This window comes from Isoptericola croceus, assembly GCF_029382255.1.
In the GTDB taxonomy this organism is placed as follows: domain Bacteria; phylum Actinomycetota; class Actinomycetes; order Actinomycetales; family Cellulomonadaceae; genus Isoptericola; species Isoptericola croceus.
The window spans coordinates 52,043-66,880 of sequence record NZ_JARLLG010000009.1 but is presented as its reverse complement, the minus strand read 5'-3'; the positions used below and the strand labels follow the sequence as shown (position 1 = coordinate 66,880).

The window sequence follows — 14,838 nt, the reverse complement described above, 5'->3', positions numbered from 1 at the left end:
AGGCCTACAGGCCGAACCGCTGCTGCACGGCACGAACGCTCGCGGCCGACGACCGCAGGCCCTCCTCCTCCTGCGCCGACAGGGGCGTGTCGACGACGGTCGTTGCACCGCGGGCGTCGACCAGGGTCGGCAACGACAGACAGACGTCCCCGATGCCGTGGAAGCCCTCGATACGCGTGGAGACAGGCATCACGCGATGCTCGTCGTTCAGCACGGCCTCGACGATCCGGGTCGCCGCGAGACCGACGGCGTAGTTGGTGGCTCCCTTGCCCGCGATGACACGGTAGGCCGACTCGACGACGTCGCGGGCGATCGTCTTGCGGACGGCCGCGTCGAGGGGCGGGCGCCCCGGGAGCGCCTCCCACTCCAGGAGCGGGACGCCTGCGATCGTCGCCGAGCTCCAGAGCACGATCTCTGAGTCGCCGTGCTCTCCGGCGATGTAGGCGTGCACGTTTCCCGTCGCGACCCCGCAGTGCTGCGCCAGCGCGGCACGCAGGCGGGACGAGTCGAGCACCGTCCCCGAGCCGAAGACGCGCTCGGCCGGCAGGCCCGAGATCTGCTGCGCCGCATAGGTCACCACGTCGACCGGGTTCGTCACCATCAGGAACGTGGCGTGCGGGGCGACCTCGACGAGCCCGGGCAGGATCGTGCGGGTCAGCGCGATGGTCGCCTCGGCGAGGTCCAGCCGCGACTGTCCCGGTCGTTGCTTCGCCCCGGCCGTGACGACCACGACGTCGGCGTCGCGGCAGACCTCGATGTCGTCCGAGCCGATCACCTCGGCCTGCGGGACGAACATCCCACCGTGCTGGAGGTCGAGCACCTCGGCGTCGACCTTGGCCTTGTTGATGTCCATCAGGGCCACGGTCCGGGCGGTGCCACGCGCCAGCGCGGTGAAGGCGAGGGTGGCGCCCACTGCTCCGGCCCCGACGACGGCGAGCTTGGTCGTGCTGCGAGGTGCGGTCACGGGGACCAGGCTAGGGCGAGCGCTGTTGGGGCGCCAGGGCTGGACGTGGTCGTCCATGAACGTCACACCTCGGCGAGCCGCCGGAGCGCGGAGCGGACGAGGCCCGTGTCGGTCGTGCGCCAGAAGTCCGGCATGGACCGCGTCAGGAACGTGCCGTACCGCGCCGTGACCAGGCGGGGGTCGAGCACCGCGACGACACCCCGGTCGGCCGTCGATCGGATGAGGCGGCCCGCACCCTGGGCGAGCAGGAGCGCCGCGTGCGTGGCGGCCACCTGCATGAACCCGTTGCCACCGGCCTGCTCGACGGCACGTGCCCGCGCCGCCTTCACCGGGTCGTCCGGGCGCGGGAAGGGCACCCGGTCGATGATGACGAGCCGGCAGGCGTCGCCCGGCACGTCCACGCCCTGCCACAGGGACAACGTGCCGAAGAGACAGGTCTCCGGATCGGCGGCGAACTGCTCCACGAGCGTAGGCAGCTGGTCGTCACCCTGACAGAGCACCGGGACGTCCAGGCGCTCCCGCATCGCCTCCGCCGCGGAGGTGGCAGCACGACGCGAGGAGAACAGGCCGAGCGTCCGCCCACCGGCTGCCTCGATCAGGCCGGCGATCTCGTCCAGCTGTGCCGTGGTCGTCGGCTCACGTCCCGGTGCGGGCAGGTGCTTGGCGACGTAGCAGATGCCCTGCCGGCGGTAGTCGAACGGGCTCCCGACGTCCAGGCCGCGCCAGACGGTGTCGTCGTCGCCCGTGGACGCCGCGAGACCCAGCGAACGTGCCACCGGGTCGAACGTGCCGCCGAGCGCGAGGGTGGCGGAGGTCAGCACGCCGGTGCGTTCGGCCAGCAGCTGGCTGCTGATGAGGCCGGCGACACCCAGCGGAGCGGCGTGCAGCCTCCCGACGCCGTCCCCCCACGACGCGTCGGCGGGCGGGCGCGAGCACCAGAGCACGTCGTCGCTGGTGTCCTCGGCCGCCATGCGCTCGGCGACCTCGAAGAGCTGCAGGACGGCGGACTGCGCCATCTTCAGCCCCGCGTCGGCCTCGGCGCCCTTCTCCGGCTTGAGGTCGGTGAGCAGCGACCGCGCGGCGTCCCGCACCGCAGCGACGGCCGTCCGGAGCTCGTCGGGCAGTCCCTGGGGATAGCGCTCCGCCGGGACGCGCGCGAGCATCTCCGCGAGCGTCCCCGCGGTGGCGTCCAGGTCGTCGGTGAGCATCCCGCCGTGCTGGCGTGCCAGGCGGGCCGCGTGCTCCACGGCTCCTCCGGAGAGGTCGACGGTCGCGGCGGCGGTGATGCGGTCGACGAGCTCGTGCGCCTCGTCGACCACCAGGACGTCGTGCTCGGGCAGCACGTTCGGGTTGCCGGACGCCGCGATCCCCAGCATCGCGTGGTTGGTCACGACGACGTCCGCCTCACGAGCGGTGTTGCGTGCCTGCTCGCCGAAGCACTCGTCGATGAGCGGGCACCGCTGTCCCAGGCACTCCAGGGACGTCACGGAGACCTGCCGCCAGGCCCGGTCCGGCACGCCGGGCACCAGGTCGTCGCGGTCACCGGTGTCCGTCTCCTGGGCCCAGGAGTGCAGGCGACGCACGTGGTCGGCGAGGCGTGCGCCGTCGTCCGACCGGCCCCGTGGGGACGACGGCGGATGCTGCTCCGCGGACGAGCCCTCACCCGGTCCGGGGTCGGGCGGCAGGTCGAAGAGCGTCGCCCCGTCGACCGGGTAGCCTCCGGTGACCTTGTGCCGGCACAGGTAGTTGTGCCATCCCTTGAGCAGCGCCACGCGGGGCGGTCGCGGCAGGCGCGGCGCGACGGCGTCGGCCACCAGGGGCAAATCGCGCGTGATCACCTGGCGCTGGAGCGCGAGCGTGGCCGTGGAGACGACCACGCGCTCCTGAGCGGTCACGGCGTGCCGCACCGCGGGCACGAGGTAGCCCAGCGACTTGCCGGTGCCGGTGCCCGCCTGCACGAGCAGGTGCCGGCCGGCCCCGACCGCGTCGGTCACGGCCTCGGCCATCTCGTCCTGCCCCGCACGTCGCGAACCGCCCAGGGCGGCTACCGCGAGGTCGAGCAGCTCGGTGACCTCGGGCACGCTCTCGGGCGGGTCGGCGGACGCGGCGGACGAGTTCACCGGACGATCCTACGGGCGCCCCGCCCCCGTCGGGTGCAGCGTCCACAGCTCACAGGACGCCGCCCGCGCGCCGGCTCAGACCGCGACGCTCTCCAGCTCCGCGGCGAGAGCCGCGTCGACCCGGCCACGCAGCCGCGTGCCGTCGGCGAGGTGATCCTCGGCGAAGAGCTCACCGTTCTCGTGCACACGGTGGACGAGGTCGCCGCGCGAGTACGGCACGACGAGGTCGATCTCGACGGCGGGTCGCGGCAGCTCGTCGGCGATCAGCGCCCGCAGCTCGGCGATCCCCTCCCCCGAGTGAGCCGAGACGACGACCGTGTGGCGCTCGCGCCGCTGCACCCGCCCGACGACGGCCGGGTCGGCCACGTCGGCCTTGTTCAGCACGACCACCTCGAGCACGTCGTCCATGCCGGGGATCTCGGCGAGCACCTCGCGCACCGCGTCGATCTGCCCTTCCGGGTCCGGGTGCGAGGCGTCGACGACGTGCAGCAGCAGGGCCGCGTCACCGACCTCCTCGAGCGTGGACCGGAAGGCCTCGACGAGCTGGTGCGGCAGATGGCGCACGAACCCGACGGTGTCGGCGTAGGTGAAGACCCGGCCGTCCTCGGTCCGGGCCCGGCGCACGGTCGGGTCGAGGGTGGCGAACAGGGCGTTCTCCACGAGGACGCCGGCATCCGTGAGGACGTTGAGCAGCGACGACTTGCCGGCGTTCGTGTACCCGGCGATCGCTACGTTGGGGATGGCGTGCCGCTTGCGGTCGTGCCGCTTGGTCTCGCGGGCGGGCGACATGGCGGCGATCTCGCGGCGCAGCTTGGCCATCCGATTGCGGATGCGCCGCCGGTCCAGCTCGATCTTGGTCTCACCGGGGCCGCGCGAGCCCATGCCTGCCCCCGCGCCACCGACCTGGCCGCCGGCCTGGCGGGACATCGACTCGCCCCAGCCGCGCAGGCGTGGCAGGAGGTACTCGAGCTGCGCCAGCTCGACCTGTGCCTTGCCCTCCCGCGACTTGGCGTGCTGGGCGAAGATGTCCAGGATCAGCGCGGTGCGGTCGACCACCTTGACCTTGACGATGTCCTCCAGCGCGCGGCGCTGGGACGGGGCGAGCTCGGTGTCGACCACGACGGTGTCCGCACCGCTGGCGGCGACGATCTCGGCGAGCTCGGCTGCCTTGCCGGACCCGAGGAAGGTGCCGGGGTCCGGCTTGGCGCGCTTCTGCAGCAGGCCGTCCAGCACCTGCGAGCCGGCCGTCTCGGCCAGCGCCGCGAGCTCGCGCAAGGAGACGTCGGCCTCCCGCGCGGCGGCCTCGCCACCCGGGAAGAGGCCGACGAGCACGACCTTCTCGAGGCGGAGCTGGCGGTACTCGACCTCGGTGACGTCGTCCAGCTCGGTCGACAGGCCGGCCACGCGGCGCAGCGCGGCGCGCTCGGCGAGGTCGAGCTGCTCGCCGTCGTGGGAGGTGTGGACCGTCGTGCCCTCGGCCCGTGCGGTCCCGGCCCGCGCCAGCACCCGCGCGACGACGTCGTTCGCGATCGACTGCGCGTCACGCGACGCGCTCGGCTCGGTGGCTGCGGAGGTGCTCTCGGGATCGGTCGGGATGTGGGTCAAGATGGTCCTCTCTGGGGGGTACGTCGGTAGAACAAGGATCCCACGCGGATTCGTCCCGGCCGAAGCGAATTTCGGCGCACTCTACGATGTCCACCGTGAGCGACCACTACTTCACGTCCGAGCCGGCGTCCGACGCCGAACGACGGCTGGTCGCCGTCGACCTCGCGGGCAGGGCGGCCGAGGTCGAGGTCGCCGGCGGGATCTTCTCGCCCGGCGGCATCGACAAGGGCACCAGGGTGCTGCTCGACGAGGTGCCTGCGCCACCGGCGGGCGACGTGCTGGACCTCGGCTGCGGCTGGGGGCCGATCGCCCTGACGATGGCGCTCCGGAATCCCGGGGCGACGGTCTGGGCCGTGGACGTCAACCTCCGTGCGCTCGACCTGGTCCGCCGCAACGCGGACCGCCTCGGCGTCGCGGAACAGGTGCGCGCCGTCACACCGGACGAGGTGCCCGACGGCGTGACGTTCACCGCGCTCTGGTCGAACCCGCCGATCCGGGTCGGCAAGGCGGCGCTGCACGACATGCTCCGCCACTGGCTGCCCCGGCTGTCACCGGGCGGCACACCGGGCGGCGCGTGGATGGTGGTCCAGAAGAACCTCGGGTCGGACTCCCTGGCCCGGTGGATCGAGGCGGACCTCGGCCTGCCGACCGAGCGCGTCACGTCGTCCAAGGGGTTCCGCGTGCTGCACACGACCCGCTGACGGCGCCGACCGCGGCCGGCCCACCGGCAGGGGGACCGCCGCTACAGCTCGACGTCGCCGGTGAAGACGAGCTCGGCCGGACCCGCGAGCTCGACGTGGCCTCCGTCGAGGAGCCGCACCCGGACCTCGCCGCCAGGTACCTCGACGAACCAGGTGGTCGGGACCTGGTCGGGGTCGGTCGCGCCGTGCGAGGCCCAGGCGCGGACCGCGAGCGCCGCCGCGCAGGCACCCGTCCCGCACGACAGGGTCTCGCCCACGCCACGCTCGTGCACCCGCATGCGCACCCGGCCCACCGTGGCGCCGTCGGGCGTGGTCTCCTCCCCGAGCGGCACGACCAGCTCGACGTTGGTGCCGTGCTCGGGTGGTGGGTCGACGGCGGGTGTGCGGGTGAGGTCGAGGGCGTCGAGCTCGGCGGGCCGGGACAGCGCGACGACGGTGTGCGGGTTGCCGAGGTCGACGCTGAGCGCCGGGCGGGGCGCGTCCCACCCGGCAGCCATGACGGCTGCGTCCGCACCGGCCTCGACCGCGGCGTCCCCGCCCGGGAACGACCACGGCCCCATGTCGACGGCGTACCAGCCGTCCGGCTCCTTGCGCACCCGCTTGACGCCGCCGCGGGTGCCGAGGGCCAGCTCGGCGCCGTCAGACAGGTCGACGAGCCCGAGGTGCTCCGCGAAGGCCGCGAAGACCCGCACGCCGTTGCCGCACATCTCGGCGACCGTGCCGTCGGAGTTGCGGTAGTCCATGAACCAGATCGCGTCCGGATCCTCGGCGAGCACCGCGTCGGCCGCCCGCTCCCCCGCCCGCGCGATAGCCGCCGTGGGCGCCAGGCGGATGACCCCGTCGGCCCCGATCCCCCCGCGGCGGTCCGCCAGCCGTTGCACCTGCGCCGGCGTGAGGTCGAGGTCCCCCCGGGTGTCGGCGACCAGGACGAAGTCGTTGTGGGTCCCGTGGCCCTTGGTGAAGCGCAAGGTCATGAGCCCAGACTACGGCGTACGAGGCCTGCGCCGGGGGCGGACAGCTCTCCGGTCTCGGCCGCCCGCACGACGGCGAGAGCGTCGTCTCGCAGCGTCGGCGAGCCCGCGTCGAGCCACTGCACGCGCGGGTCGCGCCCGAACCAGCCCATCTGCTTGCGGGCCAGGCGGCGGGTGTTCGCGACGACGGCGGCCCGCGCCTCGTCCTCGGTGCTCTGCCCGGCGAACCAGCGCAGCACCTCGGCGTAGCCGACGGCGCGGGCGGCCGTGGTGCCCAGGCCCGGCCCGGTACCGCCCTGGCCGGCCGACGCGAGACGCCGCACCTCGTCCACGAGCCCGGCGGCCCACATGCGGTCCACACGACCGGCCACCCGGGCGTCCAGCGTCTCGCGGTCGCAGTCCAACCCGATCTGCACCGCGGGGCGCACGTACTCCTGGCGGGGCAGGTTCGCGGTGTACGGCTGCCCGGTGATCTCGATGACCTCCAGCGCACGCACGATGCGACGCGTGTTCGACGGGCCGATCGACTCCGCCGCCGCCGGGTCCAGGCGCCCGAGCTCGTCGTGCAGCGCCCGTCGACCCTCGGACTCGGCGCGCAGCTCCAGTCGCGCGCGCACCGTGGGGTCCGTGCCGGGAAAATCCAGGTGGTCGAGCAGGGCGCGGACGTAGAGCCCAGACCCTCCGACGACGACCGCGCGCGCACCGCGCTCGGCGATCGCGTCGAGGTCGGCACGTGCCGCGGACTGGTATCGAGCCACCGACGCGTCCTGGTCGGGGTCGAGGACGTCGAGCTGGTGGTGGACGATCCCCCGCCGCTCGGCCGGCGGCACCTTGGCAGTCCCGACGTCCATCCCCCGGTAGAGCTGGTAGGCGTCCGCGTTGACGATCTCGGCGGGCGCGTCCGGGCGCGACAAGGCCTCGGCCAGGTCCAGGGCCAGGTCCGACTTCCCGGTGGCGGTGGGTCCTACGACGGCGACGATCACGCTCCCACGGTAGTCGGCTCGATGCCGGTCTCCTCGCGCCTTCCCGGGATAGGCTCCGCGGGTGCTGCTGCTGACCGCCTTCGCCGTGAGCCTGCTCTCAGGCCTGGTGCCGTTCGTCAGCATCGAGGTGTACCTGGGCGGGGTGGCAGCAGCCACCGATGCGGCCGGCTCCCCGGCGCTGCGTGCAGCGCTCGCGCTGGTTGCGGGTGTCGGCCAGACGTTGGCGAAGGTCGTCTGGTACCTCGTCGCGGCGCGTTCCATGGAGACGCCCTGGCTGCGGCGCAAGCTCGCCCAGGAGAGATGGCGCCGGGGCTTCGAGCGCTGGCGGGACCGAGTCTCCGGACGCCCCGTCGTCTCGGCCGCCGTCCTTCTCGCCTCGGCGTTCGCCGGGTTCCCGCCGCTGATGATCATCGCGGTGGTCGCCGGTTCCCTGCGGGTGCCGCTGTCCCTCTACGTCCCGACGGTCCTGGTCGGTCGCGCAGCACGGTTCTGGCTGCTGCTCGCCGGGGTGGACTGGTTCGCCGAGACCCTGTTCTGACCGGACGGTCCCGCCGGGGTCCCCCACGTCACCACGTCGTACCGGCCGGGCAGGTGCGGACCGGCCGCGGGGACCGGCCGCCTCGTGGCCACCCAGCCGCTGCGCTCGGCGAGCCGCTCCTGGACCTCCGTCACGGCGGGATCACCGGCGGACGGGCCGGCCACGGCCCGGTGGGCGGCCCCCGCGGCGACCAGGACCGCGTCACAGTCCGCCAGTGCGTCCACCGCCGCGGCGAGCCGATCCTCGGCAGCGGTCGGTGCGAGCTCCACGACGAGCGCTTCCACCGCGGCGGCCCTCCCGGCCGCCTCCGCCAGCACCAGCAGCGCCACCGATGCCGGCACGCCGCACAGCACAGCGGCCCGGGCGGCCGGCCAGCCGTCGTCCAGTCCGGGCACCCAGCGGTCGGCGATGCCCGCGCCCGCCAGCGACGGTCTGCACCGGCCGACCGAGTCCCGCGCGGCAGCCGCGAGCACGCCCCACCGGGCGGGTGCGCCGCCGTCGGGCCCGACGCACCGCGCGACCTCGGCCAGCACAGCCGCTCGCACGGGCTCCAGGGGCGGAGCGAGTCCGGCGGCACCCGGCACGAGCAGGACGGTGGCGGGCAGGACCACGGCGCGGACAGGCACCGTCCCACGGTACCGGCCGTGTAGCGTGGGTGGTGTGAGGTTCTTCGGATCACGTCGGGCCGCCAGGTCGTCCGTCCCACCGGTGTCGGACGGCGGTGAACCGGACCGGCTCCGCACGGACGTCCAGGACGTCCTGCTCGCCGGTCCCGTCGGCGAGGCGGTGGGTGCCGTTCCCGCCCCGGTCTCCCGCGAACGCATCAGCGCGTGGCTCGACGCCTCAGGGTTCACGTACTTCGTCGACACGGACGGCGATCTCGGCGGGCTGTGGCACGGCAGGCTCTTCTACTTCCTCGCACTGGGCTCGGACGGGGAGGTGCTCCAGGTCCGCGGGCAGTGGCACCGCGAGGCGACCATCGAACGCCTCGGCGAGGTCCTCGAGGTGTGCAACGAGTGGAACGCCGAGCGGATCTGGCCCAAGACGTACACCCGGGTCCGCGACGACGGCGCCGTGGTGGTCTGCGCGGAGGTCACCGTCAGCGTCGAGCACGGCGCGAACGACGACCAGCTCGCCCAGCACCTGCAGTGCGGGCTGTCGACGGCCGCCATGTTCTTCGAGCATCTCGATGAGGTCTTCTCCGACCCGCTGCGGAGCACCCCGTGAGCGGCCCGCTGCGGCGGGCCACCGACGCCGTCATCCAGGCCGCACGGCGCCGCGGTCGCGGCGGGTCGACGGGTGTCCTTCCCGCGCTCCCGACACCCGTGTCCCTGGCCCGGGTCGGGAACGATCTCGCACGCCGCGGCTACCGGTTCCGCACCGACGACGACGGTGACATCACCGGCACCTGGGACGGCAACCGGTTCTGGTTCCTCCTGCTGGGCGAGGAGGAGGAGATCCTGCAGGTGCGTGGCCGCTGGGCGGGCACGGTGCCCGACTCTGCCCGCGCGGCCGTGCTGCAGGCGTGCAACGACTGGAACCGCGAGCGCATCTGGCCGAAGGTCTACACGCGGCCCGAGAACGCCGGGCTGGCGCTCTACACCGAGGTGTCCGTCGACCTCGAGCACGGGGCGACGGACACCCAGCTCGCCGAGACGGTGTCGTGCGGACTGGTCACGGCGTCGCAGTTCTTCGCCAGCGTCGGCCCCCTCACCGACCCGTCCGCGTCCCCCTGACCCGGGCACGCCGTCCCGGCGGCGGGACGGGACGGGCTTCGCAGGGCCCGAGCTCCGTCAGCCGCGCAGCGTCGGCATGCCGAGCACGACCGGCCCGCCCGGCGCCGGAGCACCGTGCGAGTGCTCGCCCTCGCCGCCCCCGAGCCGCGTGGTCTCGCGCTGCACCCAGGCGTCACCGGAACGGGTGCGGCGCACGGCATACGTCCCGCCGTGGGCTGCGGAGTCCGCGATGAGGTGGTGGGGTGCGGCGCGCGTGACCTCCACGGTGACCATGTCCCCGGGGCGAGGCAGGCGTGGGTCCAGGTCTGCGGCGTCGGCCAGCCGGGGGTCGTCGAGACCGGTGGGCTGGTCGGCCAGGACGTCGCCCGCGGGCAGGACACCGGCCGGCAGGGCCAGGTGCACGAGCCTGTTGTCCCGTGCCCGGCCGCTGAGGCGGTGCGTCGTGCCGTCCTTCTTGCCCGACCCCTCGGCGACCAGCACCTCGAGCGTCCGGCCGACCTGGCGCGCCGACTCCTCACCGCTGATGCGTTCCTGCAGGGCGAGGAGCCGCTCGAAACGCTCCTGGACGACCTCCTTGGGAAGCTGCCCGTCCATCGTGGCGGCCGGGGTGCCGGGCCGCGGGGAGTACTGGAACATGTACGCCGAGCTGAAGCGCGAGGCCTCGACGACGCGCAGCGTCTCGGCGAAGTCCTCCTCGGTCTCACCCGGGAAGCCGACGATGATGTCGGTGGTGATCGCGGCGTCGGGCATCACGGCGCGCACCCGGTCCAGGATCCCGAGGAACCTCTCGGACCGGTAGCTGCGCCGCATGGCGCGCAGCACCCGGTCCGAGCCCGACTGCAGCGGCATGTGCAGCTGCGGCATGACGTTGGGCGTGGAGGCCATCGCAGCGATCACGTCGTCGGTGAAGGCCGCCGGGTGCGGGGAGGTGAACCGCACGCGCTCCAGGCCGACGATGTCACCGCAGGCGCGGAGCAGCTTGGCGAACGCGCCGCGGTCGCCGAACTCGACGCCGTAGCTGTTGACGTTCTGGCCGAGCAGCGTCACCTCGACGGCGCCCGCGTCCACGAGTGCTCGGACCTCGGCGAGGACATCGCCCGGGCGCCGGTCCCGCTCCTTGCCACGCAGGTGCGGCACGATGCAGAACGTGCAGGTGTTGTTGCAGCCCACCGAGATGGAGACCCAGCCCGCGTAGACGGACTCGCGCCGGGTCGGCAGCGTGGACGGGAAGACCTGCAGCGACTCCGCGATCTCGACCTGCGCGGCCTCGTTGTGCCGCGCACGCTCCAGCAGCACCGGCAGGGCGTCGAGGTTGTGCGTGCCGAAGACGACGTCCACCCAGGGCGCCTTGGTCACGATCTCGCCGCGGTCCTTCTGTGCCAGGCAGCCCCCGACGGCGATCTGCATCCCCGGACGGGCCGCCTTGAGGCTCGCGAGCTGGCCCAGGTTGCCGTAGAGCCGCGTCGCGGCGTTCTCCCGCACGGCACAGGTGTTGATCACGACGACGTCCGCACGGCTCGCCGCCTCGTCGGCCGCCGAGGCCCGGGTGTAGCCGGCCTGCTCGAGCATGCCGGCCATGTGCTCGGAGTCGTGCACGTTCATCTGGCAGCCCAGGGTGCGCACCGCGTACGTGCGTGCGTCACCGTCCGGGAGCGTGGGCGAGCCGGTGCGGTGCGGTGTAGGCATGGTGGTGGACATCGCCTCCTAGGGTACGGCGGGGCGGGCGTCCGACCCGAACCGGTCGACGAGGACCGGCGACCGGGCCTGAGGTCGTTACCGATTTGTTGCCGATGTAGGTCCGCACCCTGTTGGTGGAAGAAACATTGACTGGATAGGTTCGTGGAATGGAACACAGTGGATCGGCAACGGCGGCCAACTCGCGACTGGGAAAGCCGCTCGTCGAGCTCAAGGGTGTCAACAAGCACTTCGGTGAGCTCCACGTCCTCAAGGACATCGACCTGACCGTGCGCCGCGGCGAGGTGCTCGTCGTCATCGGCCCCTCCGGCTCCGGCAAGTCGACCCTCTGCCGCGCGATCAACCGGTTGGAGACGATCGACGACGGCACGATCCACATCGACGGTCAGCTGCTGCCCGAGGAGGGCAAGGGCCTGGCCCAGCTGCGCGCCGACGTGGGCATGGTGTTCCAGTCCTTCAACCTCTTCGCGCACAAGACGGTGCTCCAGAACGTCATGCTCGGCCCGATCAAGGCGCGCGGCCTCAAGACGGCGGCGGCCAAGGAGGAGGCCATGGGCCTCCTGGACCGCGTAGGGGTGGCCAACCAGTCGCACAAGATGCCCGCCCAGCTCTCCGGCGGGCAGCAGCAGCGCGTGGCGATCGCCCGTGCGCTCGCCATGCGGCCGAAGGTCATGCTCTTCGACGAGCCGACGTCGGCGCTCGACCCGGAGATGATCAACGAGGTCCTTGACGTCATGGTCCAGCTCGCGAGCGAGGGCATGACGATGGTCGTGGTCACCCACGAGATGGGCTTCGCGCGCAAGGCCGCGCACCGCGTCGTGTTCATGGACGACGGTCTGATCGTCGAGGAGGCCGAGCCCGAGAAGTTCTTCACCGACCCCACGAGCGAGCGCGCCCAGGACTTCCTGTCCAAGATCCTCACCCACTGACCTACCGGTAACCCCTGTGCGCCGGTCACGAGCCGGACGCCCGACGAAGGAGAAATCATGCGTAGACGTTCCACCGGACTGGTGGCCCTCGCCGCCGTGGCCGCCCTCACCCTGTCCGCCTGCGGTGACGACGGCGAGACGACCACCGAACCGGCCGACGTCGAGGCGGCCGACTTCCCTGAGGGCTCGACCATGGCCGAGCTCGCCGACGCCGGCTCGATCACCATCGGCACCAAGTTCGACCAGCCGCTGTTCGGTCTGGTCGGCCCCGACGGGAACCCCGTCGGCTTCGACGTGGAGATCGGCAAGCTGATCGCGGCCGAGCTCGGCATCGCCGAGGACGGCATCAACTGGGTCGAGACCGTCTCCGCCAACCGCGAGACCTTCATCAAGGAGGGTCAGGTCGACATCGTCGTGGCGACCTACACCATCAACGACGAACGCAAGCAGGAGGTCGACTTCGCGGGGCCGTACTACGTGGCCGGGCAGTCGCTGCTGGTGCGCACCGACGAGACCGAGATCAACGGTCCGGACGACCTGGCCGGCAAGAAGGTCTGCTCCGTGGACGGCTCGACGCCGGCCGGCAACATCGAGCAGAACTACCCCGACGCCGAGCTGGTGACCTTCGGTGCCTACACCGACTGCCTCGACCCGCTGCGCAACGGGCAGGTCGACGCGGTCTCCACCGACAACGTCATCCTCGCCGGGTACGTCGCAGAGAGCCCGGAAGACTTCCAGATCGTGGGCGACCTGTTCACCGAGGAGCCGTACGGCATCGGCCTCACCAAGGGCGACGACGACTTCCGGACCTTCATCAACGACACGCTCGAGGCCGCCTACGAGGACGGACGCTGGGCTACCGCCTGGGAGGCGACAGCGGGCGAGGTCCTGGACACCCCCGAGCCGGCGGCCGTCGACCGCTACTGAGCGCTCGACCGCTGACAGATCGGTGACACGCCCTCCGGCGTGTCCGTGCCACGGTGTGCGGGAAGGGGCGAGAGTCCCTTCCCGCACATCTGACAGGAAGTGCAGGAAAACACTCCATGGACTCGGTGATCGAAGCACTGCCGAAATTCTGGGACGGCTTCACGACGACGCTCTTCCTGGCGGTCGTCTCCGGAGTCCTGTCCCTCGTGTTCGGGACGATCCTCGCGACGTTCCGTGTCTCGCCGCTGAAGTCGTTGCGCATCGTCGGGGCGACGCTGGTCGAGATCGGCCGCAACACCCCGCTGACGCTCGTCTTCATCTTCTTCGTCTTCATCCTTCCCTCGATGGGCTACATCCTTCCGCTGGGTCGGGTGCCCGCGATCATCGCGCTGACCGTCTACACCTCGGCCTTCGTCTGCGAGGCCGTGCGCTCCGGTATCAACAGCGTGAACGTCGGGCAGGCCGAGGCGGCGCGCGCGATCGGGCTCGGCAGCAACCAGACGCTCTCCCTCGTCGTGCTTCCGCAGGCGTTGCGCACCGTCGTCCCCCCGCTCATCAACGTGCTCATCGCCCTGACCAAGAACACCTCCGTCGCCGCGGGATTCGCCGTCGTCGAGCTCACCGCCACCGGTCGTGGCCTGGCCCGTGACTACCCGCCCGACGTGATCTGGATGCTCCTCGGGGTCGCGTTCTTCTACCTGGTGATCACCATTCCCAGCGGGACGCTCGCCGGGTACATCGAGCGAAAGGTGGTGTTCAGCCGATGAGCGGCTCCGTCCTCTACGACGCGCCCGGACCCCGGACGCGGCGCATTGAGCGCATCGCATCCATCGTCGTGGGCCTGCTCCTGGTCGCCCTGCTCGTCTGGGTGATCAAGGGCATGATCGACCGCGGCCTGTTCGACGCTCGGTGGGAGGTCTTCACCGACCCGCCCAAGGGGCAGACCGCGGCAGACGTGTGGCGCTCTCTCGTCGTCATCGGGCTCGGCGCTACGCTCCGGGCCGCCGTCCTCGCCGCTCCCCTGGCGTTCGTGCTCGCCCTGGTCCTCGCGGTCCTGCGCACGAGCAAGGTGCGGCTGGTGAGCGGGCTGGCCACCGCGGTCATCGAGCTCCTGCGTGGCGTACCCGTGCTGCTCATGATGCTGTTCGGGCTCCTGGCCTTCGGCCTGACCGCGTACGAGGCCGTCGTGCTCGGCCTGGTGCTGTACAACGCGGCGATCGTCGCTGAGATCATCCGGGCCGGCCTCGCCGCACTGCCGAAGGGACAGCTCGAGGCCGGGACGGCCGTCGGGCTGACCCGCTGGCAGACCTTGCGGATCGTCCAGCTGCCCCAGGTACTCCGCCTCATGCTCCCGAGCCTGATCAGCCAGTTCGTCGTGCTGCTCAAGGACTCGTCGCTCGGCTTCATCGTCGGGTACCCCGAGCTGTTGCGGACCATGCAGCTCAACTACTCGTTCTTCGGTGACCAGTACCGGTTCCCGTTGTTCGTGGTGACGCTGGCGCTGTACCTCGGGGTCAACTTCGCGTTGACCCGGGTGGCCATTATCGTCGATCGCCGACTGGCGGCACGTGGCCAGAAGCCTGAGCAGCTGGAGATCAACACCGAGATCGCCATTCCCACCAATCCCGGGCGTACCTCCGTGTAATCGCCGATCGGACGCGCAGGACGA

The 14,838-nt window shown here is 72.1% G+C and carries 15 protein-coding genes; 8 read left to right on the top strand and 7 right to left on the bottom strand.

All coding sequences use genetic code 11. The features are described from left to right. Window positions 1-4: 4 nt before the first annotated feature. The 3 genes from PZC42_RS16980 to hflX form a co-directional block, all read right to left on the bottom strand. Complete coding sequence (locus tag PZC42_RS16980) at window positions 5-964, bottom strand: L-lactate dehydrogenase (RefSeq protein WP_277212782.1); 960 nt, start codon at window positions 962-964, stop codon at window positions 5-7. Between the two features lie 62 nt (window positions 965-1,026). Further along, window positions 1,027-3,084 (bottom strand): ATP-dependent DNA helicase, encoded by a 2,058-nt coding sequence (locus PZC42_RS16975; RefSeq protein WP_277212781.1) that lies wholly within the window; start codon window positions 3,082-3,084, stop codon window positions 1,027-1,029. Between the two features lie 75 nt (window positions 3,085-3,159). Next, a complete protein-coding gene (gene hflX / locus PZC42_RS16970; RefSeq protein ID WP_277212780.1) occupies window positions 3,160-4,689 on the bottom strand; it encodes a GTPase HflX in 1,530 nt (509 codons plus the stop codon). Window positions 4,690-4,775: 86 nt separating this feature from the next. On the opposite strand from hflX, the gene PZC42_RS16965 reads away from it, so the two are divergent. Beyond that, window positions 4,776-5,390, top strand: a complete 615-nt coding sequence (locus PZC42_RS16965) for a class I SAM-dependent methyltransferase (RefSeq protein WP_277212779.1) — start codon at window positions 4,776-4,778, stop codon at window positions 5,388-5,390. 41 nt (window positions 5,391-5,431) lie between these two features. On the opposite strand, the gene dapF is transcribed toward PZC42_RS16965, so the two are convergent. Both dapF and miaA read right to left on the bottom strand, forming a co-directional pair. After that, window positions 5,432-6,364, bottom strand: a complete 933-nt coding sequence (gene dapF, locus PZC42_RS16960; protein ID WP_277212778.1) for a diaminopimelate epimerase — start codon at window positions 6,362-6,364, stop codon at window positions 5,432-5,434. Continuing rightward, the gene (gene miaA / locus PZC42_RS16955) at window positions 6,361-7,344 is read right to left on the bottom strand and encodes a tRNA (adenosine(37)-N6)-dimethylallyltransferase MiaA (RefSeq protein ID WP_277212777.1); all 984 of its coding nucleotides are present in this window, start codon (window positions 7,342-7,344) and stop codon (window positions 6,361-6,363) included. The genes dapF and miaA overlap by 4 nt, the downstream gene beginning before the upstream one ends. Window positions 7,345-7,405: 61 nt before the next feature. Between miaA and PZC42_RS16950 the strand changes: the two genes are divergently transcribed. Next, entirely contained in the window at window positions 7,406-7,882 is a 477-nt protein-coding gene (locus tag PZC42_RS16950) for a YqaA family protein (RefSeq protein WP_277212776.1), read from the top strand. Here PZC42_RS16950 and PZC42_RS16945 read toward each other — a convergent pair. Then, window positions 7,795-8,508, bottom strand: coding sequence for a hypothetical protein (locus PZC42_RS16945; protein ID WP_277212775.1), 714 nt, complete (start codon window positions 8,506-8,508; stop codon window positions 7,795-7,797). The two genes, PZC42_RS16950 and PZC42_RS16945, sit on opposite strands and share 88 nt — an antisense overlap. A gap of 34 nt (window positions 8,509-8,542) precedes the next feature. On the opposite strand from PZC42_RS16945, the gene PZC42_RS16940 reads away from it, so the two are divergent. Together PZC42_RS16940 and PZC42_RS16935 are read left to right on the top strand one after the other, a co-directional pair. Further along, window positions 8,543-9,109, top strand: a complete 567-nt coding sequence (locus PZC42_RS16940) for a type III secretion system chaperone family protein (protein ID WP_308199847.1) — start codon at window positions 8,543-8,545, stop codon at window positions 9,107-9,109. Next, complete coding sequence (locus tag PZC42_RS16935) at window positions 9,106-9,618, top strand: type III secretion system chaperone family protein (protein ID WP_438802963.1); 513 nt, start codon at window positions 9,106-9,108, stop codon at window positions 9,616-9,618. The genes PZC42_RS16940 and PZC42_RS16935 overlap by 4 nt, the downstream gene beginning before the upstream one ends. 57 nt (window positions 9,619-9,675) lie before the next feature. Here PZC42_RS16935 and miaB read toward each other — a convergent pair whose 3' ends face one another. Continuing rightward, on the bottom strand, window positions 9,676-11,316 hold the full coding sequence (gene miaB, locus PZC42_RS16930) for a tRNA (N6-isopentenyl adenosine(37)-C2)-methylthiotransferase MiaB (RefSeq protein WP_438802962.1): 1,641 nt from the start codon (window positions 11,314-11,316) through the stop codon (window positions 9,676-9,678). Window positions 11,317-11,462: 146 nt separating this feature from the next. Here miaB and PZC42_RS16925 point away from each other — a divergent pair, with 146 nt between their 5' ends. From PZC42_RS16925 to PZC42_RS16910, 4 genes are all read left to right on the top strand, one after another. After that, window positions 11,463-12,242, top strand: a complete 780-nt coding sequence (locus PZC42_RS16925) for an amino acid ABC transporter ATP-binding protein (RefSeq protein WP_277212773.1) — start codon at window positions 11,463-11,465, stop codon at window positions 12,240-12,242. A gap of 57 nt (window positions 12,243-12,299) precedes the next feature. Next, the gene (locus PZC42_RS16920) at window positions 12,300-13,169 is read left to right on the top strand and encodes a glutamate ABC transporter substrate-binding protein (protein ID WP_277212772.1); all 870 of its coding nucleotides are present in this window, start codon (window positions 12,300-12,302) and stop codon (window positions 13,167-13,169) included. 116 nt (window positions 13,170-13,285) lie between these two features. Continuing rightward, window positions 13,286-13,936, top strand: a complete 651-nt coding sequence (locus PZC42_RS16915; RefSeq protein ID WP_277212771.1) for an amino acid ABC transporter permease — start codon at window positions 13,286-13,288, stop codon at window positions 13,934-13,936. After that, window positions 13,933-14,814 (top strand): amino acid ABC transporter permease, encoded by an 882-nt coding sequence (locus PZC42_RS16910; RefSeq protein ID WP_277212770.1) that lies wholly within the window; start codon window positions 13,933-13,935, stop codon window positions 14,812-14,814. The genes PZC42_RS16915 and PZC42_RS16910 overlap by 4 nt, the downstream gene beginning before the upstream one ends. Window positions 14,815-14,838: the final 24 nt, after the last annotated feature.

What these genes read in the sequence shown, in the direction of transcription:
- PZC42_RS16965 (WP_277212779.1), top strand. Translation starts at nt 4,776, where the DNA reads ATGTCCACCGTGAGCGACCACTACTTCACGTCCGAGCCGGCGTCCGAC.
- dapF (WP_277212778.1), bottom strand. Translation starts at nt 6,364, where the DNA reads ATGACCTTGCGCTTCACCAAGGGCCACGGGACCCACAACGACTTCGTC.
- miaB (WP_438802962.1), bottom strand. Translation starts at nt 11,316, where the DNA reads ATGTCCACCACCATGCCTACACCGCACCGCACCGGCTCGCCCACGCTC.
- PZC42_RS16925 (WP_277212773.1), top strand. Translation starts at nt 11,463, where the DNA reads ATGGAACACAGTGGATCGGCAACGGCGGCCAACTCGCGACTGGGAAAG.
- PZC42_RS16920 (WP_277212772.1), top strand. Translation starts at nt 12,300, where the DNA reads ATGCGTAGACGTTCCACCGGACTGGTGGCCCTCGCCGCCGTGGCCGCC.
- PZC42_RS16915 (WP_277212771.1), top strand. Translation starts at nt 13,286, where the DNA reads ATGGACTCGGTGATCGAAGCACTGCCGAAATTCTGGGACGGCTTCACG.
- PZC42_RS16910 (WP_277212770.1), top strand. Translation starts at nt 13,933, where the DNA reads ATGAGCGGCTCCGTCCTCTACGACGCGCCCGGACCCCGGACGCGGCGC.